Consider the following 22930-nt stretch of genomic DNA (forward strand, 5'->3'; position numbering starts at 1 on the left):
CTTCAGACTTTCTGTGTAACCGCCGGAGCGGGGTCTGTCACGACGCGCGACTGTCGCGCCGTCGGACCGTGGTCCGGGATGACTCTAGCGGGGCGCCGGTGCACCGACAACACAGGAGAGCGTCACCCGGAGGCGCCACCCAGCACGATGCGCAGGCCGCCGTCCTGCCCCAGCGCGGCCACCATGGGGGCCTCGGACGTGGGTACGTCCACGAGGATCATCGGCCCGGAAGTGCCTGTTGCAGTGGCCAACGGTGAGCCTCCGGAGGGCGCGGTGGCCAGCACAGCCACGCGTGCGTCGGTGGTGAGGATCTCCACCTCGTCATAGCCCGTGGCGATCAGGGAGATCCGGTCGCCGGGGTTCAGCAGCGAGCGGAGGTTGTCGTCGCGCAGGACGATGGGGACCAGCGACCGGCCGGGTTCTGTGCTGCGGCTGGCGGCCAGCATGCCGGGTTGGAGGACGGTGCCCCCGCCCAGGGAGACTGCGGTGCTGCGACCCACCAGGGCGTCGGCTTCAGTGAGGGCGCCGTCGGGCACGGACTGCGGTGGCAGATGGGTGAGGCCCAGGTCCGAGGCCGTCAGCACGTGGCCCGCCGGCAGATCCGCCGAGATCACGACGGCGGGCTCAGTGGGCCCGTCCGCGGGGGCGAGGGAATTGCCCAACATCAGGACGGCCGCCGCGGCGAGCACTGCGCCCACCGCGCGGCGGTGCCAGGACACCCGTTGGGCGATGAGATCGAGGAGGCGCTTCATGCCTCCACTGTGGCCGGTTGGACCATCGATCCACCGTTATCCACAGGTCTGAGTGCGCGTCAGGCGGACTTGGCCTCGACCTTGGCGGCCGGCTTGGCCTCGGTCTTCGCGGGCTCCGCTGCCTTGGCGGCAGGCTTCGAGGAGCTGCGGTTGTCCGTCTTGTAGAAGCCGGAGCCCTTGAACACGACGCCGACGGCGCTGAACACCTTGCGCAGGCTGCCTTCGCACTCAGGGCAGACGGTGAGCGCGTCGTCGGTGAACTTCTGCACGACCTCGAGGTCGGTGCCACAGTGGGTGCAGCGGTACTGATAGGTGGGCATTGACTTCCTCCGTAGAGACAACCGCCCGCCATGATAGTTCAGCGGTCAACGATGACCCAACCGAGCTCGGTGGCGTAGCCATCCATGGGCACGTCATGGGGAAGCATCGGCACGCTGTCGACGACCTCCTCGGACCTCGCGAGCGCCACCAGCAGGACGTTCGGGCGTCGTCGGCTCAGCGCCCGGTCGTACCAGCCCCCGCCCGTCCCGAGCCGCGATCCGTCGCGCCCGACGGCGAGGCAGGGGAGGAGCACGAGGTCAGCCGCAGCGATGGCCTCCGCGCCCAGCCCCGGGCCTGGCGGGTGCGGGATGGCTCCCCAGCCGGGAACCAGCGCGTCCCAGCCGGGGAAGACCGCCCAGTCGGGTGAGTGGGTGAGCCGCGGCACCAGCACGCTCCAGCCCAGCGCCAGCAGCCCGTCGATGATCGCTCGTGTGCCAGGTTCACCGGGCCGCGACACGTAGACAGCCGCCGTCCCCACCGGCAACTCGTCGACGGCGGCGAGCACGTGCCGGGCCAGCTCCGCGTCCGCGCGGCGCCAGCCCGCCTCCGGGACAGCCCTCCGGGCGGCCGACACGTCCTGGCGCAGCGCGTCCTTCCGGAGCTGTTCGGGCATTGGCATATCGTAAGGGCCATGGCCTGGTTTGGACGCAAGAAAGAGGACCCCGTCGTCGAGGAGATCCCCGAAGAGCCGCGGCTCCCGGAGGCCCCTGCCCTGAACGCCTCAGGGCTGCGCAGCGTCGCAGACCACACCGCCTATCTGCTCGGCCTCGTGGAGCCGCTCGAGCCGTTCGGTACCCCGTTGCTGGAAGCCTGGGACCAGGTGATGTGCGAGGACATCGACTCGATGATCAACGTGCCGCCCAACTCCACCGCCAAGGTGGCCGGGTACGCGGTGCGCGCGGCGGACCTCGTCGACGACCAGGGACACCTGGCCGAGCCCCTGCAGATCGCCGAGGCCACCGTCGAGCGGTTGCCCGAGGGCGCGGCTGTTGTGGTGGCCGCCGGTGACGTGCTGCCGCGCGGCGCCAACGCTGTGCTGCCCGCGACCTTCGCCACGCTGGAGGGCAACCGTGCGCACCTCATCGAGAAGGTCACGGAGGGTGAGTACGTACGCGCCGCCGGCGAGCATCTGAGCGTCGGCACCCGCCTCCTCAGCGAGGGCGAGGTCCTCGACGACCGCGCCATGGGCCTCCTGGCGGGGGCCGGCATCGACAAGGTGATGGTGCGGCCCCGGCCGCGCGTCGTGGTCGTCAGCTCTGGCGAGCATCTCGTGGACCCAGGCGCCACCATGTCGCACGGTGACGCGACGGACGCCAACTCCTACATGATCTCCGCCGCGGCCCGCGCCGCCGGAGCCACGGTGTTCCGCGTGGCCGTGCACTCCAATGACCCCGAAGCGCTCCGCAACGCCATCACGGACCAGCTCATCCGGGCAGATCTGGTCATCTCGACGACCGGTGGGCGCCGCGAGGACTACGAGGCCGTCGTCGATGTCATGAACGATCTCGGCCTGGTGGATTCCGTCGACGTGGCCATGTCGCCGGGCCGCACCCAGACGTTCGGCCTGATCGGCGAGGACAACGAGCGGGTGCCCATGCTGATGCTGCCTGGCAACCCGGTGAGCGCCTATGTGTCGTTCCACGTCTTCGCGCGGCCGCTGATCCGCCGCCTGATGGGCGCGCGCACCGAACACCGGGCCTTCCGCGCCATCACCCGCACCATGCTGCGGTCCATGCACGGCACCATGCACCTCCTGCGGGGCCGGGTGCAGCTCGACGGCAGCATCCGCTACGTCGAACAGGTCTCGCTGCCCCACGCACTGGGGGAGCTGACGGAGTCGAACGCCCTGATCCTGCTCGACGAGTCGCTCGAGTCGGTGAAGGCCGGCCAGGCCGTCAAGGTGTGGTTGTTCGACGAAGAGGACTGAGCCCCGGCGGTCGTCTGCAGCCTGCGCCGCGTACAGGCGCGAACATGAAGAGACACCCTTCCACGCCTGGCGCGTGATGTACGCCAGGTCCGTCAGGTTGTTGAACGCCCAACCGGACTCGCGGGCGAACTGCCCGTTCCTGACGAGCACGCTGGATCCGCGCAATCTCGTTAGAATCAATATCGCGACGCGCCGCGGCCGAGCGGTCGAATTACGCGGATGTTGTTAACGTATGGGCATGCTCGCCGGGATCATCATCGCTGTTGTCGTCTGCGCCGGCCTTGCGTTCGCTCTTCCCTGGGTGAGCGCGCAGCGGCCCTCTGACCTCGAGCTCGAGGGCGACCCCACTGAGCGATTCGCAGACTCCATGCGTATCCTGCGCCGGGACGTGGAGGATTTCGTCGAGGACGAGAACCTCGCCTCGGTGTCCACCCCCTTCACCCGGCGGGCCGAGTTGAACGAACTCCGCCTCATCGCGCGCCAGGCCGCCCGGCGACGCCTCACCGTCGTCGTCGTGCTCCTCGGCGCACTGGTCATCCTCACAGTGCTGGCCGCGTCGAACATCGTCGCGTGGTGGACGCTCTCAGTGCCCGGGGGACTGTTGGTCGCGTTCCTGTGCGTGGCCCGGCTCACCGTCGTCGCGATGCACCGCAGCCTCGACCGTCGGGCAGCGGCCGTCAACGGCGGCTTCGACGAGCACGAGGACACCACCACCATCGACATCGGCCAGCCGGAATCGGAGAGCACCGAGATCTCCATCGAGCTCACCATGCCCACCACGATGGGTGCGTTGTGGGATCCCATTCCCGTGACGCCGGCCACCTACGTGTCGCAGCCGCTGCTGCCGCGCACCGTGCGAACCATCGACCTGTCCGCGCCCGTTGCGGCCACCTCGCCCCTGGTGCCGACGGCGGACAACCCCGCTGCCCCGGTCGAAGAGGGCGAGGCGACGATCACGGCGTCGGGCGGCGCGGCGAACATCGCCGAGTTCCGCCCCCGCGCGGTCGGCGAGTGACGCTGGTCACGGGCGAGATCGCCTCAGGTACCCCAACTTGGAGCGATTCCTCACGCGGTGCTAGAGTTGTCGATGCTCTGGGGCTATGGCGCAGTTGGTAGCGCGTCTCGTTCGCAATGAGAAGGCCGGGGGTTCGAATCCCCCTAGCTCCACCAGACAAATGCCCCGCTCCGGCGGGGCATTCTGCTTCTCCGGGACGATGCTCGAAATTCGCAGGGAGCTATCTGCCACATCGCCCTCTGTAGCGCCGATGTGGTAGAAATCTCCCTCCTATTTCTGGAGACTCAACCCTGGTCGGCGAGTAGTTCGACTTCCGCCGTGGCGCTCTGCTTGATCGTGCGGCCGACGGAGCACAGTCGGTCGACTGCCTTCACCGCACGCTCCACCAGCGCCGTCTGCTTCTCGGTGTCGATCTCCGACATGTCCACCACAACTGTGCTGCGGATCGCGGAGTAGCGGTTCTCGCCTCGCACCCCGTCACCTTCGACGGAGAACGTCGCGTCGAAATCCAGCCCCAGCTTGCTGGAGAGGACGTGGTCTGCGGACAGCGCGGCGCAGGAGGCGGACGCGATCTGCAGCAACTCGCCGGGAGTGAAGGCCGCCTCTGCGTCCGGTCCGCCGATGCGCACCTCGGCGCCGCGGTCGTTGCGAGCCACGTACACGGCCCGCTCCACCCTCTCTGCGGTCAGCCTTCGGGGCGGTGTCCCACCGATGTCGGCCTCGGGACGCTCAGGATCGTCGGTCATGGCGTCAGTCTGCCACGGGACGATGTCCCACCCGATGGGCCTGGATGTGGTTTCAGTCCAGGCACAGCCCGCCGCGACAACCTGGCCTGCTGCGGCAAGGGGATGAAGCCCACCATCGCCGCCGCGCTGCGGCCCTGCAGGTTGAGAGCAGTTCGAGCTGCCGGAGCGTGACGCTGGCCACGATCATCAAACGGCATCCGCACCCGAGCAGCGCGATGGCGAACACCACCACCACTGCATGCTGCACCGTCAGCGCCGCGAAGGACGACACGAACAGGGCCAAGCCGCCCATCATCAGCCGGTCGTAGCCCCACCGGAGGAGCATGCCTTCCGGCGGGGATCAGTGCGACCCGCCGGCCTGCCGCGGCCGCACGTCCTTGAACTCGCGCAGGTGGTAGCCGAGACTCGAATCACCGAACGTCTCGGCGTGAGTCACGGACGCCAGCACGACGGTGTGGTCACCGCCCGGCACGAACTGCAGGTGGTCACACCGCAGCCACGACACCGCCCCGTCGATGCAGGGGAGGCCGTGGTCCTCGCGCCACTCGAGATCGGTGAACCGTTCGGTGGGCTCCCTGCGCGCGAAGCGCAGACCCACGTCGGCCTGGTCCCCGGCCAGCACGTTCACGCCCACCCGGCCGGCGGCGCGGATGCGTTCGATCATCCCGCCCCGGTTGTCCAGGGCGAAGAAGACCATGGGGGGATCCACGGAGAGGGAGGCGAACGCCGAGACCGTGGTGCCGGTGGGGGTGCCGTCGACGGTGGTGGTGATGACGGTCACCGGGGCCGGAACGCGAGCCATGGCCTCGCGGAAGCTCACCTCAAGTTCTCTCACGCGCACCACGGTAGTCGCTCCGCGCCGACTGACCGTTGCCTCGACCCGGGGACGCCTCAGGAGTGCTCAGTGCTCGTCAGCGGTGTACATCCCGGGGGTGTCGTACTGCAGCGTGGCGCCGTCGGCCTCGTCGCGCATCTTGCGCGGCGCGATGGCGCGGGCCAGATGGTAGATGCCGATGGTCACGATGGTGCCCAGCGCGATGCCGCCCAGCTCGAAGTCGCCACCGAGGGGCACCTTCACGTCGCCCACGCCGATGATGATGCCGGCCGCGGCGGGGATCAGGTTGAGGGGGTTGCCGAAGTCGACGTTGTTCTCTTTCCAGATCTTCGCGCCGAGCAGGCCGATCATGCCGTACAGCACGACGGTGATGCCGCCGAGGACGGCGGACGGGGTGGCGGAGATCACGGCGCCGAAGATGGGGGAGAAGCCGAACAGGATGGCCACGATGGCGGCGACCACGTAGGCCGCCGTCGAATAGACGCGCGAGGCGGCCATCACGCCGATGTTCTCCGCGTAGGTGGTGGTGGGGCCGGCGCCCACGGCGGTGGCGAGCATCGACGCGGCGCCGTCCGCCGCGATGGCGCGGCCCATGAGCGGATCGAGATCCTCCTTGGTCATCTCCGCGACGGCCTTCACGTGGCCGGTGTTCTCCGCGATCAGGGCGATGACGACGGGGATGGCGATGATGATCGCGCCCAGCGAGAACTGCGGCAGGTGCAGGCCCACCACGTTGGCGGTGGAGCCGAACTCCCAGTTGGCCAGGTCCGTCACCGGGGGCAGACCGAACCAGTCGGCCTCCTTGACGGCGCTCCAGTCGACGCGGAGCTGTTCGGTGACCGTGCCGTCGGCGCCCTCCTTCTGCAGCGGACCGAACGCGAGGTCGGCCAGCCAGCTGACCACATAGCCGATGACCAGCGACAGGAAGATGGCGATGCGGCCCCAGAAGCCGCGCAGGCCGATGGACAGCCCCACGACGATGAGCATGACCACGAAGGCCAGCCAGGGGTCGACGGGCCAGTACACGCCGGCGACCACCGGTGCGAGGTTGAAGCCGATCAGCATGACGACGGCGCCGGTCACCACGGGCGGCAGCGCCTTGTGGATCACGCGGGCGCCGGCGAAGTGGATGATGAGGCCAGCCATGAACAGCAGGAGGCCGACGACGAACAGCGCGCCGGTCAGCGTCGCGGGGTTGCCGCCCGCCGCGTAGATGGCCGTGGCGACCCCGACGAAGGAGGCCGACGAGCCGAGGTAGCTCGGCACGCGGTGCTTGACCACGAACAGGAACAGCAGGGTGGCGATGCCCGACATCATCACCGCGAGCTGCGGGTTGAGGCCCATCAACAGGGGGAATACGAAGGTGGCGCCGAACATGGCCACGACGTGCTGGGCGCCCAGCCCGATGGTGCGTCCCCAGCCCAGGCGTTCGGTGGGCTTGACCACCGCGTCGGGGAGGAGGACTCCGTTATTGTGCAGCTTCCACATGCGGTCGCTTCCTTTCGTCGGCGTGATGTTACTCGGAGCGCCCCTCGGGTGGCATCTCCGGGTGTCCTAATGGGCGGCCATGTTGCGTGTGCGTCCCGGTGCCGCGCGCGGCGATGGATACTGTGGGGTCATGGCGCATGACGTGGTGGTCCTCGGCGCGACGGTGGCAGGTCTCACCGTCGCACGGCTACTCGCGTCCGAGGGCTTCGGCGTGGTGGTGCTCGACCCGAACGACGAGGGGGTCAGCGCAGCCACCGGCCACGGTGTCGCCGCCATCGGCCACGCCTCCACCGTCGCCACCATGGCCCACTTCTACGGACTGGCGGCCGCACGCGAACACACCCGCCGCAACATCGCAGGCCTCGCGCAGATCAGGGAGGTCTACCCGGACGCGCAACCCATGATGCTCCGCGACCGGTCGCTGCCCGGCGGAGACGAGGCGGAGACGCTGCAGCTCGCAGAGCTGTACCGCGGGGAGGGCGGCGAGGCCGACGTGCTGGTCGCGCCGGACTCGATCAGCCTCATGACGCAGGCGTTGGTCGTCGACCCCGTCGCCTACGCCGCCGAACTGCGCGCGGCAGCCGTGCGGGCGGGCGCCAACGTCGTCCACGGCGTCACCGTGACGCACCTGACGCGGCGCGAGGGCGCCACGCGGATCTACTTCCGCAACAACATGGCGTGGCTGCACGACGTGGGGCACGTGACCGGCATGGCCGTGATCGACACCCTCGGCGTCAGCCCGTGGGGCAGGGTGGCGCGGATCGGCCCCGCCGAGTGGGTGCCCGTCGTGCGGTGCCGCCCGGCCGCGCCGCTCACCGAGGTGTCGCTGTACGCCCGCCCCGAGGTGTGGATGGTGCGCCCCACTGGCGACACCGCGCTGCTGCTGGGCCAGAAGACAGCCCTCGGCGGGGTGGAGCACGCCGCGGAGGCGCTCGGGGCGTGGGCCGTCGAACACCTCGACGCCACTGAGATCGAGCACAGCCGCTTGGCGATCGACCCCAGCGACCACGGTCGCCCCGTCGTCGGCGCCTCCGCCATCCCGGGCGGGTTCTATGCGCGCGGCAACGGTCGCGGCGAACTGATGAACGGGACGGCGAGCGGCCACTACCTGGCCAGGTTGCTGGCCGGGCACCAGCGCAGCGACAACGCGCTGCCACCCATCAGCAAGATCCGCGCCCTCGGGTGGCGGATGCTGCGCAGCCTCTGACCCCTGCCCTGCCGTCAACCGGCACACCGGGCCGTGAACGACCGAAACCCCTGGGCTTCCAAGCTTCCGCTTGAACACCCCGGGGGTTTCGCACCGCCGCGACGTCGTCGCCGGGTCCGGCTCAGCCGGCGTTGGTGTTGAACAGCACGATGTTCTTGAACACCCACTGGTTCTGCTGGCTGAAGGTGTAGCCCCAGCGGGCTTCGCCGCGGACGCGTAGACCGTCGTCCAGGTGTAAGACCGGCACGCCCCGCGGCCGGTGGCCGCGGTGTCGCACTCGGTCTTCCACTGGCGCCCGGCCGAGGTGAACACAGCCCGTTCGTGGTCGAGCCCACGGCCGCGGCGCGAATATTCATCGGGGTCCCGTGCGACGGGAACAAGATCGGTCAGTGCTCAGGCTGGTGCGGGGCTTGTGACCGGTCGGTCAGACCCAGGTGTTGCCCAGCCACATCCGCGCCCACCAACTGCTCCTGCTGACCAGTTCGGCAGTGAGCACCGGATAGAGGTAGGCGAAGTTGACGATTACCAGCGCGACGATCAGCCCCGCGACGATGGCCCGCACCCGCCTCTTCGGATGCTCCGGTGGCCCGAGGATCTTGCCGATCGCCATCGCCAGGGCGATGGAGCTGAACGGGATCATCATGATCGCGTAGAAGAAGAAGATGGGCCGGTCCGCGTACTGGAACCAGGGCAGCCAGGCCGCGCCCAGCGCGAGCACCGGCACCGCGAAGCGCCAGTCGCGCTTGATGATCCACCAGTAGAGACCCGCCAGCAGTGCGAGGGCCGCGGCCCACCACAGGACCGGGGTGCCCATGCCGGAGATGATCCGCATGCACGTGTCGCCCACCGCCTCGCAGCCCTGGGTGCCGGGCTGGATGTCGTTCTCGGCCTCGATGCCGATGGGGCGCAGCATGAGGATCCAGCTGGCCGGATGCGACTGGTACGTGTGCGTCGTCTCCGTCATCATCTTGTCGCTGGTGTGGAACTCGTAGGCCTGGTGGTGGTACCACATGAGCGAGCCGAGGGCCTTGCCGAAGAACTTCACGAGGGGGTGGTCCGGATTGCCCTCTCCCCAGTCACGGCTGTAGCCCCCAGAGGTGCTGAGCCAGCCCCACCAGGTCGCGATGTACACGGGCACCGCCACGACGACCAGTTGGACGAACGCGGCGGGGGCGTCGATCACGAGTGAGAGCCACTTCCGGTGACGGGCACCGGCCAGCTGCCTGGCCCCGAGATCCCAGACCACGGTCACGATCCCGAAGACGGCGAGCACGTAGATGGAGTTCCACTTCACCGCGCAGGAGAGGCCGAACAGGACGCCCGCGGCGATGCGCCAGGGGCGAAGGAGCATGAGCGGACCGAACTGGCCGCCCAGGTCGTCGAGGTTGTTCTTCCTCAGGTGGTGCGCGAGGCGGTGCCGGAACCAGTCGCGGTCCGCCACCAGGGCGGCGATGGCCGCGACGGCGAGGGTGGCCTGGAAGATATCCAGCAGCGCCAGCCGGCTCATCACAAAGGCGAGGCCGTCGAACGTCAGCAGCAGGCCGGCGACCGCGCCGATGAGCGTGGAGCGCGACACCCGGCGGGCGAGCCGGATGGTGAGGAACACCAGCAGCGTGCCGAAGATGAGCGCCATGAACCGCCAGCCGAACGGGTTCATCCCGAACATGGTCTCGCCGAGGCCGATCAGGATCTTGCCCAGCGGAGGGTGGACGACGAACGCGGCCGTGTCCTCCATGCCGCTGAGGTCGCCCTTGAGGAGGAGGTCGTTGGCGCCGTCGGCCCAGTTGCGCTCGTAGCCGGACTGCATGATGGCCCAGCCGTCCTTGGCGTAGTAGGTCTCGTCGAACAGCACCTTGTGGGGGAAGCCGATGTTGTAGAACCGCAGCGCGAAGGCCATGAGGGTGATGGAGATCGTCACGATCCAGCCGACGGTCCGGTCACGGAGTTTGCCGTCGTCGAGCGCCGTCAAGGTCGTTTGCACACAGGCATCATAGGCTCTACCCATGCATGACCCGAGCGATGGAACACTGATCCTGGCAGCCACACCGATCGGTTCGTCCGACGACGCCAGTCAGAAGTTGCGCGACGCTCTGACCTCGGCAGATCTCATCGCCGCGGAGGACACCCGCCGTTTCCTGACGTTGGCCAGGCGCCTCGGCATCACGCCGAAGGCGCGGGTGGTGAGCTACTTCGAGGGCAACGAGGCCAGCCGCACGCGCGAACTGGTGGAGGCGGTGGGCTCCGGGCAGCGCGTGGTGCTCGTGACCGACGCGGGCATGCCCTCGGTGAGCGACCCGGGGTACCGCGTCGTGACCGCCTGCATCGACGAGGGCCTGCGCGTGACGGCAGTGCCCGGTCCGTCGGCGGTGCTGACCGCGCTGGCGGTCTCCGGGCTGAAGGTGGACCGGTTCTGTTTCGAGGGGTTCCTACCACGCAAGGCGGGTGAGCGCCGGCGGCGGTTGGCCGCCCTCGCCACGGAGGAACGGACGATGGTCTTCTTCGAGGCCCCGCACCGGCTCCAGGAGTTCCTGACCGACGCCGCCACTGAGTTGGGCGAGGGGCGGCGCGGTGCGATCTGCCGCGAACTCACCAAGCCGTACGAGGAGATCATCAGGGGGCCGCTCTCGGAGCTGGCGCAATGGGCCGCCGGCGAGGTGCGCGGTGAGGTCACCGTCGTCATCGGTGGCGCCGAGCCGCAGGAGACCTCGGCCGACGATGCGCTGGCGCTGGTTCGGCAGGCCATGGCCGGTGGTGCGAAACTGTCTGCGGCGGTGGCCGATGTCGCCAAGATCACCGGCACCAGCCGGAAGGCTTTGTACGCGGCCGCGCTGGCCGACAAGGAGAAGTGATGAGCGTCATCGACGAACTGGGGCTGCCCCCGCTGCCGGAGTCGTTGCCGCACGCGGTGATCGACAACCACACGCACCTCACCTCGACGGAGGAGTACTCGGGCCTGAAGGTTGCGGACAACCTTCGTCTGGCCGCCGGGGTCGGGGTGACGAGGGTGATCGAGGTCGGCTGCGACGTGCCGAGTGCCCGGGCCGCCGTCGCCCTGATGGAGGCAGACCCACAGGTGCGCGCCGCGGTGGCGCTGCACCCCAACGACGCTGCCCGTACGTTCCTGAAGCACGGGGAGTCGCGGCTGGACGGAGACCTGGCGGTCATCGAGGAGTTGTGTGCGCATCCGGGTGTCGTGGCCGTGGGGGAGACGGGGCTGGACTACTTCCGCACGCGGGAGGCTGAGGGTCGCCGGGTGCAGGAAGTCGCGTTTCGGCGCCACATCCAGTGGGCAAGGCACCTGGGCAAGACGCTGATGATCCACGACCGTGACGCCCACGACGACATCCTGCGGGTGCTGGACGACGAGGGCGCGCCGGAGCGGTTCGTGATGCACTGCTTCTCCGGCGACGCAGATTTCGCTGCCCGGTGCCTAGAGAGGGGCGCCTGGCTGTCGTTCCCCGGTGTGGTCACGTTCGGCTCGGCGGAGTCGCTGCGCGAAGCCGCGCTCGCCACGCCGGCTGACCGGATCCTGGTGGAGACCGACGCCCCCTACCTCACACCCAAGCCGCAGCGTGGCAAGGCCAACGCGCCCTACCTGCTGCCGCACACCGTCCGGTTCCTGGCCGAGCTGCTCGAGGTGGACCTCGCGGAGTTCTGTGACCAGTTGACCGCCAACACGTTCGCCGCATACGGCGGGAGGTGGGGAGATGCCTGAGACCGGACTGCTGGACCCGTCGTCGGTCCGCAAGATCGCCGCGGAACTGGACCTGCGCCCCACCAAGCAGCGCGGCCAGAACTTCGTGATCGACCCCAACACGGTGCGCCGCATCGTCGACATCGCCGAGGTGCAGGCCGACGACGTGGTGCTCGAGATCGGGCCCGGCCTGGGTTCGCTGACGTTGGGCCTCCTGGAGCGCGGCGCCACCGTCGTGGCCGTGGAGATCGAGCAGCGGCTTGCGCGGCGGCTGGAGCAGACCGTTCGCGAGCGGATGGGCGGTGACGCGGCGGGGCGGCTGCATGTCGTCGAGGCCGACGCCCTCCAGGTGGAGCAGTTGCCGCTGGCGCCCACCGCGCTGGTGGCGAACCTGCCCTACAACGTGTCGGTGCCCGTGTTGCTGCGGATGTTCGAGTTGTTCCCGGACTGGACGCGTGGCCTGGTCATGGTGCAGTTGGAGGTGGCGGACCGGCTGGTGGCGCCACCCGGCTCCAAGGTGTACGGCGTGCCCAGCGCCAAGGCCGCCTGGTACGCCGAGACCGCGCGGGTGGGCACGGTGCCGCCGAAGGTCTTCTGGCCGGTGCCCAATGTCGACTCGGGGCTGGTGCGGATCAGGCGCCGCCCCGCACCGGAGACGACGTCGACCCGCGCGCAGGTGTTCGAGGTGGTCGACGCGGCGTTCGCCCAGCGTCGCAAGATGTTGCGGGCCGCGCTCTCCGGGATGGCCGGCTCCTCGTCGGCGGCGTCCGCCGCGATCGAGGCCGCCGGGCTCGACCCGCAGCTGCGCGGGGAAATGCTTGACATCGAGGCATTTGCGCGCATCGCCGAGCGACTTCTGGGGTAGGTTCATGCCGTGAGTAACACGGTGCGGGTGCGCGTGCCTGCGAAGGTGAATCTCGCTCTGAGGGTCGGTGGGACCGACGCCCAGGGCTATCACCGGTTGGCAACCGTTTTTCAGGCCGTGTCGCTGGGCGACGAGGTCGCCGCTGAAGAAGCCGGAGCCGGTCAGTTCAGCCTCGCGTTCCACGGCGAAGGCGCCGCATTCCTGCCCGTGGACGACACGAACCTCGCCATCCGGGCCGCGCAGCTGCTGGCCCGGCACGTCGGGCGCGACGACCTGGGCGTCTCGTTGATCATCCGCAAGCGGATCCCTGTCGCGGGGGGCATGGCCGGCGGTTCAGCCGACGCCGCCGCTGTGCTCGTGGCGTGTTCCGCGTTGTGGGAGTTGGGGCTCTCCCGAGAGGAGCTCCACGCGCTGGCCGCGGAACTGGGTTCCGACGTGCCGTTCCTGCTGCTTGGCGGCACCGCGATCGGCACCGGCCGCGGGGAACAGCTGGCCCCCCTGATGACCGAGGGCACCTACCACTGGACGTTCGCGCTGTCGCACACCGGCCTGTCGACCCCCGCCGTGTTCAGGGAGTTCGACCGTGTCAGCACGCCGAACGCAACAGACGTCCCGCACGACCTGGTGGAGGCGCTCCGCGCCGGTGACCTCCCCGCTGTGGGGGCCGCGCTGTCCAATGACCTGGAGGAAGCTGCCATCGCGCTGCAGCCCACCCTCGCCCACACGCTGCGGTTGGGCCGCGACGCGGGCGCGCTCGGCGCGATCGTCAGCGGTTCGGGCCCCACGTGCGCCTTCCTGGCGGGGTCGGAGGCCCACAGCCACGAGATCGCCGAGGCGTTGGCCGTGTTCAGCGGCGTCCGTGCCGTCCGGCGTGCCTACGGCCCGGTCTCCGGAGCGCAGGTGATGCCGTGAGTGACGAGGTCGACGGCGTCGTCGCCGCCTGGGAACGGGTGCGCCCGGATCTGCAACTCGCTCCGCTGCAGGTGTGGTCGCGGATCGACCGCCTCGCCGGCACCTTGGCGGTCCAGCGCAAGGCGGCGTTCGCCCGCCACGAGATCGAGGGCTGGGAGTTCGACGTGCTCGCGGCGCTCCGCCGCGCCGGCAGCCCCTACCAGATGACGCCGGGGCAACTCCTCAAGGAGACCCACGTCACGTCGGGCACGATGACCAACCGCGTGGACCGGCTGGTGAGTAGGGGAGCGGTGACCCGCGAGCCTGATCCCCACGACGGCCGGGGCGTGCTGGTGTCGCTGACGGAGTACGGGCTGACGCTGGTGGACGCGGCGATGGCCACGCTGATCGAACTCGAGGTGGACCTGCTGGAGCAGTGGAACCAGGCCGACCAGGACCGGCTGGCCAACTACTTGCGGCGCCTGCTCCTGGGTTCTTCCTGAGGCCCGTCCTCCACTGCAATCTTGTCGCGTCGCTTGTCGATGGTCTCCATGATCAGCTTCGGGTCCGGTTTGAGGTGCGCCATCCCGTTCCAGGCCAGGTTGATCAGATGCCGGGCCACGATCTCGCGGGACGGCTCACGGCTGTCCAGCCACTGTTGACCCGTCTGCGCCACCAGCCCGACGAGGGCCTGTGCGTAGAGGCCGGCGAACTGGGGGTCGTGGCCGGTGCGGCTGAACTCCGACGCGAGGATGTCTTCCACCTGCACCGCGATGTCGCTGAGGATCGACGCGAACGAGCCGCCGGTCTGGCCGGCGGTGTGGACCGACGACGGGTCGCGCGACAGGATGCGGAAACCGTCGGGCCGGTTCTCGATGTAGTCCAGCAGTGCCATCGCGCCTCGCTCGAGCAACTCGCGTGACCTTGCGCGGGGGGTGGTGAGGGCGTTGCGGATGGCGTTGTGGAGCGTCTGGGTCTCGCGGTCCACGACGACGGCGTAGGCGCCTTCCTTGCCGCCGAAGTGTTCATAGACCACCGGCTTGGACACACCGGCCCTGGCCGCGATCTCCTCGACCGCGGTTCCCTCGTAGCCGCGTTCGGCGAACAGTTCGCGGGAGATCTCGATCAACTGCTCCCTGCGTTGGACCGCCGTCATGCGCGTCCGCGAGCGGCGGGCACGGTTGGGCGCAGCGGGAGTGGTCACCCCTCCAGTCTGGCCCATCGCTCAGACGGGCGCCAACCATCAGATATCTGCGGGCGACAACGCGCTGCGTCCGAGCGGGCGCCGGAGTCGCTGGATCGATCACGCCCGGGCGAGCCAGCACCCCTTGATGTGGTCATCCACGTGCCCGATCGCCTGCATGAGTGCGTACATCGTGGTGGGGCCGACGAAGCGGAATCCGCGCCGGCGCAATTCCTTGCTCAGCGCCACCGACTCGTCGGTGCTGGCCGGCACGTCGAACCCCGTCAGGGGTGCCCGCTCCCGCGGCTCCGGCGCGTACTCCGCGATCAGGTCCGCCAGGCGTTCGCCGTCCTCGTGCATCTTGTTGAGCGCCCGGGCGTTGCCGATGGTGGCGAGGATCTTCAGACGGTTACGGATGATGCCCGGGTTGGCCATGAGCTCCTCCACGTCGTCCTCGGTGAATTCAGCGACGACGGCGGGATCGAAGCCCGCGAACGCCTCACGGAAGGTGTCCCGCTTGCGCAGGACCGTCAGCCAGCTCAGGCCGGCCTGGAAGCCTTCGAGGCAGACCCGTTCGAGCAGCTCGCGTTCGTCGTCGGAATGTTCGAGAGGGTGGCCCCACTCGTCGTCGTGGTAGGCCTGATACAACGGGTCATCGGCGCCGAAGCAACGCACCTTGTCCATCTGGATTCTCCTTCGTGGCAGGAACAAGTCTCCCCTCCACTGTGGCCGGTGCGCCAGCCGATTTTCGATGGCTCTGGCTCCTGTGGATAACGGGGCTGTCGCCTTGATAGACTCTCGGGAGCCTCAGACGAGGTTGATCCCCGGTTGGTCTTTCGGTAGGGCCCGCCTGACTTTGAATCAGGATTAGCGAAGCAGGTTCGACTCCTGCCCGGGGAGCCGCAAAGGAGCTTGACAAGGCAAAATCCCCGCTGGCTCCGACGAGGCGGGTCCGAGCGTTCTCACAGGTAGCGGCCCCGGCGATGCTCGAGGGCCTCCAACTCGGACTCAGGCAGCTCGAGGGATTCCACCACAGCCCGCACGAGCAGCCCCCACCCGGCATGCCCCGGATCCGCGTCGACGAGTCGCACGCCGGCCCAGGCCGCAGCGTGGACCAGGCGGGGGCCGTGGGCGTCGTCGCTCCACTCTCCGGTGCGGAAGGGCCCGCCAGGTGACGGTGCCACCCGGGCGAACACGTCGGAGAGCCAGCCCTGCCCCTGGCGCAGCACGTTGACAGTGGCCAGCTCAGTCCTTCGGAACAGATCCCACCAGTCGCTGTCCTCGTCCACGAGCGCCACCAGTTCAGCGGGCTCCCCGTCGGCCACCAGTACCGACGAGATGGTCCATCCGTCGCGGGTGGTGCCTTCGGCGCTGGTCCAGATCGTGACCGGGGAGGGCATCAGGCCGCGGAGCCTGCGAACCGGGTCGCGCCGGTCTCGCGGTGGCAGGAACGGATGGTCACTGTGGATCGACATGGTTCCAGTGTTCCCCATGGGGCGGGGCCGGCCGCTGATGCCGGGCACGCCAGCGCGGCCTCGCCAGATCCCGAGCCCGCCTACAAGACGCCAAGCCACCTACCCCTTGCCGCCTAGAAAAACACCACGCCATGGGACTCGACCGGGAGCTTTCGGGCGCGTGCGGAGGAGCCGCCCGCACCAGTGCTAGAGAGTTGGCGGAGGGGCCGTCGAAGCGCGCACCACGAGACGGGCCGGGACAAGATCGACCCCAGGGGGGATCCTCTCTCCCTCGATGCGCCGGATGAGCATCTCCACGCTCCTTCGCCCCACTTCATCGAAGTTCTGGTGAACCGTCGTCAGGGGGACAGGGAAGTTGGCGGCGAGAGCGATGTCATCGAACCCCACCACGGAAACATCGTGCGGAATCCTGATTCCCCGTTCGCCGAGTGCGCGCATGAGGCCCAAGGCCATCTCATCGTTGGCCACGAACACGGCCGTCGCCACCCCCTCGTCAGCGATGTGGACACCGGCCCGGTAACCGGATTCGGCCGACCAATCTCCGCGAATCGGTTCGGGCACGGGCCTGCCGTGCGACCGCAAGTACTCCCTCCAGGCGTCTGTACGGCCGGCGGCGGAGAAGGAGTCCTCCGGTCCAGCCACGTGGTGCACCGTGATGTGTCCGAGGCCCAGAAGATGTTCCATGACCGCCCTGGTCCCATCGGCCTGGTCGGAGTCCACCACCGGGAATCGGTAGGCGGCGTTGGAATCGACGATGACGAGCCGCTCGTACGGGAGTTCCGTCAGGTGAAGTTCCTCGGCGGTCTCGATCTCGAGCAAGAGGATAGCGCCGTCCACGGGAGCCACGGACATGCGGTGGAAGACGTTCCCCAAACTCGCGTCGCTCGGAGCGTCCACGGTCATGAGCATCATCGAGTAGCCGCGCTCGTTGGCTGCCGAGACGATTCCCTCCAACGTCCTGTGGTTGCCGGTGGTCGCGAGACCTGACAGCACCACCCCCAATGACTTGAAGGAGCCCCGCTTCAGCGCTCGGGCTGCCGAGTTGGGACGGTACTTGAGGTCGGACATGGCTGCGAGCACCTTCCTCCGTGTCTCGTCCACGACGCTCGGGTGACCGTTGGCGACGCGAGAAACCGTTTGAGGAGAGACGCCGGCGTACCGAGCCACGTCTGCCATGGAGACCGCATTCTTCGACATGGGGCCAGTCAACCACAGGTTGCCCCAGCAATAATTGCGCAATCATTTCCTGTCGTGCATACTCTTGAGCAGCGCAATGGTTGCGCAAACATTTGCTGGAGGCAGCTGTGGCATTCGAGGTGGCCGACGACGGCTTCCGCTTGGACGGGCAACCCTTTCGAGTTCTATCCGGCTCGTTGCACTACTTCCGTGTCCATCCCGACCATTGGGCGGACCGCATCATCAAGGCGCGCCAGCTCGGCCTCAACACCATCGACACCTATGTCCCCTGGAACTTCCACTCGGAACGGGAGGGAGAGTTCCGGCTCGATGGATGGCGAGACCTGGGAGGCTTCCTCGATCTCGTTGCGGAGCACGGGCTCAACGTCATCGTGCGGCCGGGTCCCTACATCTGCGCCGAGTGGCGCAACGCCGGGTTGCCCACTTGGCTCACGGCGAAGAAGGGGATCAGGGTGCGTACCTCCGACCCCCAGTACATGGAGGCGACCGCAGCGTTCTACGCCCAGGCGCTGCCACTCGTTGCCGACAGGCAGGTGACCCGCGGCGGCAACGTGCTGATGGTGCAGGTCGAGAACGAGTACGGTGCCTTCGGCGACGACAAGGACTACCTGCGTAGCCTCGTCGGACTCATCCGTGCACAGGGGATCGACGTGCCGCTGTTCACCTGCGACCAGGCCAATGACGAGATGCTCTCCCGGGGTGGCCTGCCCGAACTCCTCCGCACTGGGACCTTCGGTTCACGTTCGAAGGAACGCCTCGAAATCCTACGGAGGCACCAGCCCACGGGGCCGTTGATGTGCGCCGAATTCTGGAATGGGTGGTTCGACAGCTGGGGCGGCCACCACCACACGACGGTTGCCGCTGACAGCGCCGCCGAGTTGGACCAGCTCCTCGCAGCCGGCGGCTCCGTCAACCTCTACATGCTGCACGGTGGCACGAACTTCGCCCTGACCAATGGTGCCAATGACAAGGGTGTCTATGTCCCCATCGCAACGTCGTACGACTACGACGCGCCGCTTCGCGAGGACGGCACTCCCAGCCCCAAGTACTTCGAGCTCCGCGAGGTGCTGAGCCGGTACACAACTGTTCCCGACGAGACTCCGTCCGGATTCGAGCCAGCACCGTCCTTCTCCGTTCCCCTGCAGCAGGTCGCGGTCTCGATGGAGGAAGTGCTGACCGGTCCCGTGGAATTCCACGACGTACCGGACATGGACGAAGTTGCACCGGACGCGAGATTCAGTGTTTACACCGCCGAGATCCAACCCGATGACGGCGTCGTGGTGTTTCGGGAAGTGCGAGACCGGGTCATCTGCCTGTTCAACGGTCGAAGGATAGCCACGCTGCAGCGAAGCCAGCACGAGCGAGCAGTCGTACTCCCCGACGGGGAAGCAGGCACGCTGCAACTGATCGTCGAAGACTTGGGGCGCGTCAATTATGGGTCGTGCATCGGCGAGGCCAAGGGGCTCATCGGGCCTGCCGTCACTCAGGTGCGGACGGTCACCGGTTGGAAGGTCGAGGTCCTGGACCACGAGCGGCTGCGCCTACAGGCCTTGTCGCAGACGGCGCGCCCCCTGCCCGAAGAGTCGCCCGTTCGTGGGCTCACCCTGATGACCGGTAGTTTCACTGCGCCGGCTGGCTCCGATCTGTTCTTGGACACTTCACAGTTCGGGACCGGTCTGGTGTGGGTCAACGACCTCCTCCTGGGGCGCTACTGGTCTGCAGGCCCTACGTCGACGATGTACGTCCCCGGCCCGGTCGTGACGTCCGGAGACAACACGATCGTCGTTTGGGAGCTCAACGGCGCGGACCGACCAGTGGCGGAGTTCGTCGACGGACCGCGCCTTGGGCACACAGAGGCATAAGGAGTCAGCATGGTTGAGGTCCGTGAGTTGAAGATGAGGAAGCCCAGGAAGAACTGGAAGGGCTGGATGTTCGTCGGTCCGTTCCTGTTCTTCTTCATGATCGTCTTCGTTGCGCCGCTGGTCTACGCGATCTACCTGTCCTTCCTGCAACCCGAGATGGTGTGGGGAGTGTCGCAGGGGGAGAAGTTCGTTGCGCTCGCCAACTACGCCAAGTTGTTCGGAGATCCGAACTTCTGGTCCGGCGTGGTGGGAGTCGCTCTCTTCCTGTTGATCCAGGTCCCCATCATGCTGCTCATCTCTTTGTTCCTGGCGCTCGCGTTGGACTCCGGACGGCTTTGGGGTGCTTCGTTCTTCCGCATGTCGGTCTTCCTCCCGTATGCCATCCCCGCGGTGGTCGCCACTCTCATGTGGGGATTCATGTACGGCACGCGCTACGGCGTCATGTCGGAGGTCAACGCGGCGTTCGGCACGTCCATCGATTTCTTCGGCCCGTCGTTGATCTGGGCTGGGATCGGCAACATCGTGACCTGGGAGTTCATCGGCTACAACATGCTGATCTTCTACTCGGCACTCAAGACCATTCCCCACTCCCTCTACGAGGCCGCCAGGATCGATGGAGCTGGAGAGTTCGCCGTCATCCGCGCAATCAAACTCCCAGCGATACGTGGTTCGTTGATGATCGCCGTGATTTTCTCCATCATCGGCACGTTCCAACTGTTCAACGAGCCGAACGTGCTCCAGCAGATGGCGGGCAACACCATCACCACGTACTTCACCCCCAACTTCTATGCCTTCCATCTGGCGTTCGAAGCCAACAACCCGAACTATTCCGCCACCCTCGCCATCGTTATGGGGGCTATTACCGTCCTGGTCGCCTACGTCGTGCAGCTGTGGGGAGCCAGGGGAGGAGTGAAATGACCACGCTTCGCGCGCCTCGAAAAACCAGCGGATACTCAGCCAGCCGACCACGCAAGTCGGTGGCGCTGACGGTCGCGACGAGCCTGTTCGCGCTCTATGCCCTGCTTCCCTTGGTGTGGCTGTTCATCAGCGCCACCAAGACCCAGCAGGATTACGTGGCGACGTTCGGGTTCGCCTTCGGCGACTCGTTCGCCCTGTTGGACAACATCAAGCAGACCTTCGCCTACCGCAATGGAATCTTCGCGCGGTGGTTCCTCAACACGATCATGTACGTGGTGGTGGGAGCCGGGGGAGCGACGCTGCTGGCGGTATTGGGTGGCTATGGCCTGGCCAAGTTCAGGTTCCCGGGGCGCCGAGGCGTGATCGCGCTGGTCATGGGAGCGATCGCGGTGCCCGCCACTGCGCTCACCGTCCCGTTGTTCCTCATGTTCAGCCGCATCGGTATCGTCAATACGCCGTGGGCGGTCATCATCCCGAGCCTCATCACACCCTTCGGCTTCTACCTCATGTGGGTGTTCGCGTCGGAGGCCATTCCCGACGAGTTGCTCGAGGCCGCCAGAGTGGACGGTTCGGGTGAGCTCAGCACCTTTTTCCGGATTTCGCTGCCGCTCCTTGCTCCGGGCATCGTCACGGTGGCGCTCTTCGCGATCGTTGCGACCTGGAACAACTACTTCCTTCCGCTCATCATGCTCACCTCCGAGTCCTGGAAGCCCCTCACCACCGGACTCAACGACATCAAGTTGCAGACCTATTCCGCAGCCGGGGGTGTCACGCCACTGCAGAACGTGATCGTCACCGGTTCCCTGCTGACCATCATCCCGCTCATCATCGCCTTCCTGTTCCTGCAGCGCTATTGGCAGTCCGGACTCGCGGCCGGGGGCGTCAAGGAATGAGCAGTAACCACACAACCACCCAGTGAACTTTTCACAGTTGAAAGGAAGCATCATGAAACTACCCAAGATCGTCGGCCTAGCGTTGGCGTCCACCCTCGCCGCCAGCCTGACTGCATGTGCAGGGGGAGGTGACAACCCCTCAACATCCCCGGAGGCCTCCGGCTCGGTGGCCGGAACTCCCGCGGGTGGGGAGCAGATCGAGCTCACCGTCTGGGGCTGGGAACCGACCCTCGAACCGGTCGTGGAAGCCTTCGAGAAGGCGAACCCGGACATCGACGTCAACCTCGAGAACGTCGGTGGTGCGGGTGACACCTACACCAAGCTCGACAATGCCATCGCCGCTGGGTCGGGTGCACCGGATGTTGCCCAGATCGAGTACTACGCCGTGGGCCAGTACGCGATCCCGGGACGACTCGCAGATCTGACCAGCCTGGGGGCTGCTGACCTCAAGGACCGCTTCACCACGGGTACGTGGAATGCCGTGACCCTGGCCGACAGCGGCAAGATCTACGGACTTCCGGTGGACTCCGGACCGATGGCCCTCTTCTACAATGAGGCCGTCTTCACCAAGGCTGGCGTCACGACGCCTCCGGAGACCTGGGAGGAGTACTACGAGGCCGCGAAGAAGATCCGCGCGCTCGGAGACAACTACTACATCACCTCGGACAACGGGGATGCCGGCTTCGCCACCTCCATGATGTGGATGACAGGCGCCAAGCCCTTCGGCATCGAGGGTGACCAGGTCACCATCAACCTCGGCGACGAAGGGGTGGTGCAGTTCGCGGAGTTCTGGCAGCGGATGATCGATGAAGACCTCATCAACACCACAGTCAGCGGTTGGTCCGACGACTGGTTCAAGGGACTCGGCGACGGCACCTTGGCCAGCCTCATCACCGGTGCCTGGATGCCGGCGAACCTCGTGGGATCTGCGCCCGACGCGTCGGGCGACTTCCGCGTTGCAGCGGCCCCTGTCCCTGAGGCGGGTACTCCGGCCAATGCCGAGAACGGCGGTTCCTCCATGGCGATCCTGGAGTCCAGCCAGAACAAGGAGGCCGCCTACCGGTTCCTCGAGTTCAACAGCAGCGGAGACGGCGTCGCCATCCGTGTCGCGGGAGGCAACTTCCCGTCCACGAAGGCCGAGCTGGAGGATCCGGAGTTCCTCGGCCACACGGACGAGTACTTCGGTGGACAGGCGTACAACGAGGTTCTTGCGCAGGCTGCCGAGGACGTGCTCCCCGGTTGGAGCTACCTGCCTTTCCAGGTGTACGCCAACTCGATCTTCGGTGACAAGGTGACCGGTGCCTACACCGGGTCCGGCACTCTCACCGAGGCCTATGCCGCTTGGCAGACAGACCTCGAGTCCTACGCCAAGGACAACGGGTTCCAGAAGTAGCCAGCGATGCGGTTGTGTGCCCCCTGCGTGCAGCGGGGCACACAACCGCACTGCTCCCACGACCCCTCTGACCCCGGCAACAACACATCGGGGGGCTGGAACAACGACAGCCAGGCCAGTCCCGACGTCTCCCGCAGGGCCAGAATCATCGCCGAAGCCGGTCAACGGACACTGGACAAAGGAGTCAACCGAACACCGCTAGGGCAGCTGAACCCAGACCTCACGATTCACCCAATCCCCGGCACGCGTCCGCACCCTTTGAAGGGTG

General features: G+C 67.4%; 25 protein-coding genes and 2 tRNA genes. 14 read left to right on the top strand and 13 right to left on the bottom strand.

The window, feature by feature from the left end:
• Positions 1 to 122 precede the first annotated feature (122 nt).
• The 3 genes from ACX1DX_RS13915 to ACX1DX_RS13925 are packed head-to-tail and all read right to left on the bottom strand — an operon-like array spanning position 123 to position 1686.
• Positions 123 to 752, bottom strand: a complete 630-nt coding sequence (locus tag ACX1DX_RS13915) for an SAF domain-containing protein (protein ID WP_459397065.1) — start codon at positions 750 to 752, stop codon at positions 123 to 125.
• Between the two features lie 59 nt (positions 753 to 811).
• On the bottom strand, positions 812 to 1072 hold the full coding sequence (locus ACX1DX_RS13920; RefSeq protein WP_076060118.1) for an FmdB family zinc ribbon protein: 261 nt from the start codon (positions 1070 to 1072) through the stop codon (positions 812 to 814).
• A gap of 38 nt (positions 1073 to 1110) precedes the next feature.
• Positions 1111 to 1686, bottom strand: a complete 576-nt coding sequence (locus tag ACX1DX_RS13925) for a 5-formyltetrahydrofolate cyclo-ligase (protein ID WP_459397066.1) — start codon at positions 1684 to 1686, stop codon at positions 1111 to 1113.
• Positions 1687 to 1704: 18 nt separating this feature from the next.
• On the opposite strand from ACX1DX_RS13925, the gene ACX1DX_RS13930 reads away from it, so the two are divergent.
• The 3 genes from ACX1DX_RS13930 to ACX1DX_RS13940 all read left to right on the top strand — a co-directional run bounded on the left by ACX1DX_RS13930 (position 1705) and on the right by ACX1DX_RS13940 (position 4170).
• The gene (locus ACX1DX_RS13930) at positions 1705 to 3000 is read left to right on the top strand and encodes a molybdopterin molybdotransferase MoeA (protein WP_459397067.1); all 1296 of its coding nucleotides are present in this window, start codon (positions 1705 to 1707) and stop codon (positions 2998 to 3000) included.
• A gap of 238 nt (positions 3001 to 3238) precedes the next feature.
• Positions 3239 to 4015, top strand: coding sequence for a hypothetical protein (locus ACX1DX_RS13935; protein WP_459397068.1), 777 nt, complete (start codon positions 3239 to 3241; stop codon positions 4013 to 4015).
• Positions 4016 to 4094: 79 nt separating this feature from the next.
• A tRNA-Ala gene (locus tag ACX1DX_RS13940) sits at positions 4095 to 4170 on the top strand.
• A 129-nt stretch (positions 4171 to 4299) separates the two neighbouring features.
• Here the strand turns inward: ACX1DX_RS13940 and ACX1DX_RS13945 are convergent.
• The 4 genes from ACX1DX_RS13945 to ACX1DX_RS13960 form a co-directional block, all read right to left on the bottom strand.
• Positions 4300 to 4761, bottom strand: a complete 462-nt coding sequence (locus tag ACX1DX_RS13945) for an OsmC family protein (protein WP_459397069.1) — start codon at positions 4759 to 4761, stop codon at positions 4300 to 4302.
• A 52-nt stretch (positions 4762 to 4813) separates the two neighbouring features.
• A complete protein-coding gene (locus ACX1DX_RS13950) occupies positions 4814 to 5044 on the bottom strand; it encodes a hypothetical protein (RefSeq protein WP_459397070.1) in 231 nt (76 codons plus the stop codon).
• A gap of 57 nt (positions 5045 to 5101) precedes the next feature.
• Positions 5102 to 5596, bottom strand: a complete 495-nt coding sequence (locus ACX1DX_RS13955) for a flavin reductase family protein (RefSeq protein WP_459397071.1) — start codon at positions 5594 to 5596, stop codon at positions 5102 to 5104.
• Positions 5597 to 5662: 66 nt separating this feature from the next.
• On the bottom strand, positions 5663 to 7084 hold the full coding sequence (locus tag ACX1DX_RS13960) for a uracil-xanthine permease family protein (RefSeq protein WP_459397072.1): 1422 nt from the start codon (positions 7082 to 7084) through the stop codon (positions 5663 to 5665).
• A gap of 130 nt (positions 7085 to 7214) precedes the next feature.
• Between ACX1DX_RS13960 and ACX1DX_RS13965 the strand changes: the two genes are divergently transcribed.
• A complete protein-coding gene (locus ACX1DX_RS13965; RefSeq protein ID WP_459397073.1) occupies positions 7215 to 8291 on the top strand; it encodes an FAD-dependent oxidoreductase in 1077 nt (358 codons plus the stop codon).
• Positions 8292 to 8412: 121 nt separating this feature from the next.
• Here ACX1DX_RS13965 and ACX1DX_RS13970 read toward each other — a convergent pair whose 3' ends face one another.
• Positions 8413 to 8538, bottom strand: coding sequence for a hypothetical protein (locus tag ACX1DX_RS13970; protein WP_459397074.1), 126 nt, complete (start codon positions 8536 to 8538; stop codon positions 8413 to 8415).
• A 177-nt stretch (positions 8539 to 8715) separates the two neighbouring features.
• The gene (locus ACX1DX_RS13975; protein ID WP_459397075.1) at positions 8716 to 10272 is read right to left on the bottom strand and encodes a dolichyl-phosphate-mannose--protein mannosyltransferase; all 1557 of its coding nucleotides are present in this window, start codon (positions 10270 to 10272) and stop codon (positions 8716 to 8718) included.
• A gap of 22 nt (positions 10273 to 10294) precedes the next feature.
• Between ACX1DX_RS13975 and rsmI the strand changes: the two genes are divergently transcribed.
• The 5 genes from rsmI to ACX1DX_RS14000 are packed head-to-tail and all read left to right on the top strand — an operon-like array spanning position 10295 to position 14244.
• A complete protein-coding gene (rsmI, locus tag ACX1DX_RS13980; protein WP_459397076.1) occupies positions 10295 to 11140 on the top strand; it encodes a 16S rRNA (cytidine(1402)-2'-O)-methyltransferase in 846 nt (281 codons plus the stop codon).
• Positions 11140 to 12006, top strand: a complete 867-nt coding sequence (locus tag ACX1DX_RS13985; protein WP_459397077.1) for a TatD family hydrolase — start codon at positions 11140 to 11142, stop codon at positions 12004 to 12006. Before rsmI ends, ACX1DX_RS13985 begins: the two co-directional genes overlap by 1 nt.
• A complete protein-coding gene (gene rsmA / locus ACX1DX_RS13990) occupies positions 11999 to 12850 on the top strand; it encodes a 16S rRNA (adenine(1518)-N(6)/adenine(1519)-N(6))-dimethyltransferase RsmA (RefSeq protein ID WP_459397078.1) in 852 nt (283 codons plus the stop codon). The genes ACX1DX_RS13985 and rsmA overlap by 8 nt, the downstream gene beginning before the upstream one ends.
• Before the next feature lie 9 nt (positions 12851 to 12859).
• Positions 12860 to 13762 (top strand): 4-(cytidine 5'-diphospho)-2-C-methyl-D-erythritol kinase, encoded by a 903-nt coding sequence (locus tag ACX1DX_RS13995; RefSeq protein ID WP_459397079.1) that lies wholly within the window; start codon positions 12860 to 12862, stop codon positions 13760 to 13762.
• On the top strand, positions 13759 to 14244 hold the full coding sequence (locus ACX1DX_RS14000; RefSeq protein WP_459397080.1) for a MarR family winged helix-turn-helix transcriptional regulator: 486 nt from the start codon (positions 13759 to 13761) through the stop codon (positions 14242 to 14244). Before ACX1DX_RS13995 ends, ACX1DX_RS14000 begins: the two co-directional genes overlap by 4 nt.
• Here ACX1DX_RS14000 and ACX1DX_RS14005 read toward each other — a convergent pair.
• The gene (locus ACX1DX_RS14005) at positions 14211 to 14897 is read right to left on the bottom strand and encodes a TetR/AcrR family transcriptional regulator (RefSeq protein ID WP_459398224.1); all 687 of its coding nucleotides are present in this window, start codon (positions 14895 to 14897) and stop codon (positions 14211 to 14213) included. The two genes, ACX1DX_RS14000 and ACX1DX_RS14005, sit on opposite strands and share 34 nt — an antisense overlap.
• Before the next feature lie 147 nt (positions 14898 to 15044).
• Positions 15045 to 15608, bottom strand: a complete 564-nt coding sequence (locus ACX1DX_RS14010) for a DNA-3-methyladenine glycosylase I (RefSeq protein WP_459397081.1) — start codon at positions 15606 to 15608, stop codon at positions 15045 to 15047.
• Between the two features lie 137 nt (positions 15609 to 15745).
• Here ACX1DX_RS14010 and ACX1DX_RS14015 point away from each other — a divergent pair.
• Positions 15746 to 15824 (top strand) — tRNA-Gln (locus ACX1DX_RS14015).
• Between the two features lie 62 nt (positions 15825 to 15886).
• Here the strand turns inward: ACX1DX_RS14015 and ACX1DX_RS14020 are convergent.
• Together ACX1DX_RS14020 and ACX1DX_RS14025 are read right to left on the bottom strand one after the other, a co-directional pair.
• Complete coding sequence (locus tag ACX1DX_RS14020) at positions 15887 to 16399, bottom strand: flavin reductase family protein (RefSeq protein WP_459397082.1); 513 nt, start codon at positions 16397 to 16399, stop codon at positions 15887 to 15889.
• A 186-nt stretch (positions 16400 to 16585) separates the two neighbouring features.
• The gene (locus tag ACX1DX_RS14025) at positions 16586 to 17596 is read right to left on the bottom strand and encodes a LacI family DNA-binding transcriptional regulator (protein ID WP_459397083.1); all 1011 of its coding nucleotides are present in this window, start codon (positions 17594 to 17596) and stop codon (positions 16586 to 16588) included.
• 107 nt (positions 17597 to 17703) lie between these two features.
• Here ACX1DX_RS14025 and ACX1DX_RS14030 point away from each other — a divergent pair, with 107 nt between their 5' ends.
• From ACX1DX_RS14030 to ACX1DX_RS14045, 4 genes are read left to right on the top strand one after another with little or no spacing between them, the layout of a single operon-like run.
• Entirely contained in the window at positions 17704 to 19458 is a 1755-nt protein-coding gene (locus tag ACX1DX_RS14030) for a glycoside hydrolase family 35 protein (RefSeq protein WP_459397084.1), read from the top strand.
• Positions 19459 to 19467: 9 nt separating this feature from the next.
• The gene (locus tag ACX1DX_RS14035; protein ID WP_459397085.1) at positions 19468 to 20376 is read left to right on the top strand and encodes a carbohydrate ABC transporter permease; all 909 of its coding nucleotides are present in this window, start codon (positions 19468 to 19470) and stop codon (positions 20374 to 20376) included.
• Positions 20373 to 21269: a carbohydrate ABC transporter permease gene (locus ACX1DX_RS14040; RefSeq protein WP_459397086.1), complete on the top strand. Its 897-nt coding sequence runs from the start codon at positions 20373 to 20375 to the stop codon at positions 21267 to 21269. The genes ACX1DX_RS14035 and ACX1DX_RS14040 overlap by 4 nt, the downstream gene beginning before the upstream one ends.
• A 52-nt stretch (positions 21270 to 21321) precedes the next feature.
• The gene (locus ACX1DX_RS14045; protein WP_459397087.1) at positions 21322 to 22662 is read left to right on the top strand and encodes an ABC transporter substrate-binding protein; all 1341 of its coding nucleotides are present in this window, start codon (positions 21322 to 21324) and stop codon (positions 22660 to 22662) included.
• Positions 22663 to 22930: the final 268 nt, after the last annotated feature.

Source organism: Tessaracoccus zhenghani (assembly GCF_054552775.1).

Excerpts from the sequence above, each read along its gene's own strand:
- ACX1DX_RS13985 (WP_459397077.1), top strand. The coding sequence starts at position 11,140 with ATGAGCGTCATCGACGAACTGGGGCTGCCCCCGCTGCCGGAGTCGTTG.
- ACX1DX_RS13960 (WP_459397072.1), bottom strand. The coding sequence starts at position 7,084 with ATGTGGAAGCTGCACAATAACGGAGTCCTCCTCCCCGACGCGGTGGTC.
- ACX1DX_RS13915 (WP_459397065.1), bottom strand. The coding sequence starts at position 752 with ATGAAGCGCCTCCTCGATCTCATCGCCCAACGGGTGTCCTGGCACCGC.
- ACX1DX_RS13930 (WP_459397067.1), top strand. The coding sequence starts at position 1,705 with ATGGCCTGGTTTGGACGCAAGAAAGAGGACCCCGTCGTCGAGGAGATC.
- ACX1DX_RS14010 (WP_459397081.1), bottom strand. The coding sequence starts at position 15,608 with ATGGACAAGGTGCGTTGCTTCGGCGCCGATGACCCGTTGTATCAGGCC.
- ACX1DX_RS14025 (WP_459397083.1), bottom strand. The coding sequence starts at position 17,596 with ATGTCGAAGAATGCGGTCTCCATGGCAGACGTGGCTCGGTACGCCGGC.
- ACX1DX_RS13925 (WP_459397066.1), bottom strand. The coding sequence starts at position 1,686 with ATGCCCGAACAGCTCCGGAAGGACGCGCTGCGCCAGGACGTGTCGGCC.
- ACX1DX_RS13965 (WP_459397073.1), top strand. The coding sequence starts at position 7,215 with ATGGCGCATGACGTGGTGGTCCTCGGCGCGACGGTGGCAGGTCTCACC.
- rsmI (WP_459397076.1), top strand. The coding sequence starts at position 10,295 with ATGCATGACCCGAGCGATGGAACACTGATCCTGGCAGCCACACCGATC.
- ACX1DX_RS14035 (WP_459397085.1), top strand. The coding sequence starts at position 19,468 with ATGGTTGAGGTCCGTGAGTTGAAGATGAGGAAGCCCAGGAAGAACTGG.
- ACX1DX_RS14045 (WP_459397087.1), top strand. The coding sequence starts at position 21,322 with ATGAAACTACCCAAGATCGTCGGCCTAGCGTTGGCGTCCACCCTCGCC.
- ACX1DX_RS14040 (WP_459397086.1), top strand. The coding sequence starts at position 20,373 with ATGACCACGCTTCGCGCGCCTCGAAAAACCAGCGGATACTCAGCCAGC.
- rsmA (WP_459397078.1), top strand. The coding sequence starts at position 11,999 with ATGCCTGAGACCGGACTGCTGGACCCGTCGTCGGTCCGCAAGATCGCC.
- ACX1DX_RS13935 (WP_459397068.1), top strand. The coding sequence starts at position 3,239 with ATGCTCGCCGGGATCATCATCGCTGTTGTCGTCTGCGCCGGCCTTGCG.
- ACX1DX_RS14020 (WP_459397082.1), bottom strand. The coding sequence starts at position 16,399 with ATGTCGATCCACAGTGACCATCCGTTCCTGCCACCGCGAGACCGGCGC.
- ACX1DX_RS13945 (WP_459397069.1), bottom strand. The coding sequence starts at position 4,761 with ATGACCGACGATCCTGAGCGTCCCGAGGCCGACATCGGTGGGACACCG.
- ACX1DX_RS14005 (WP_459398224.1), bottom strand. The coding sequence starts at position 14,897 with ATGACGGCGGTCCAACGCAGGGAGCAGTTGATCGAGATCTCCCGCGAA.
- ACX1DX_RS13920 (WP_076060118.1), bottom strand. The coding sequence starts at position 1,072 with ATGCCCACCTATCAGTACCGCTGCACCCACTGTGGCACCGACCTCGAG.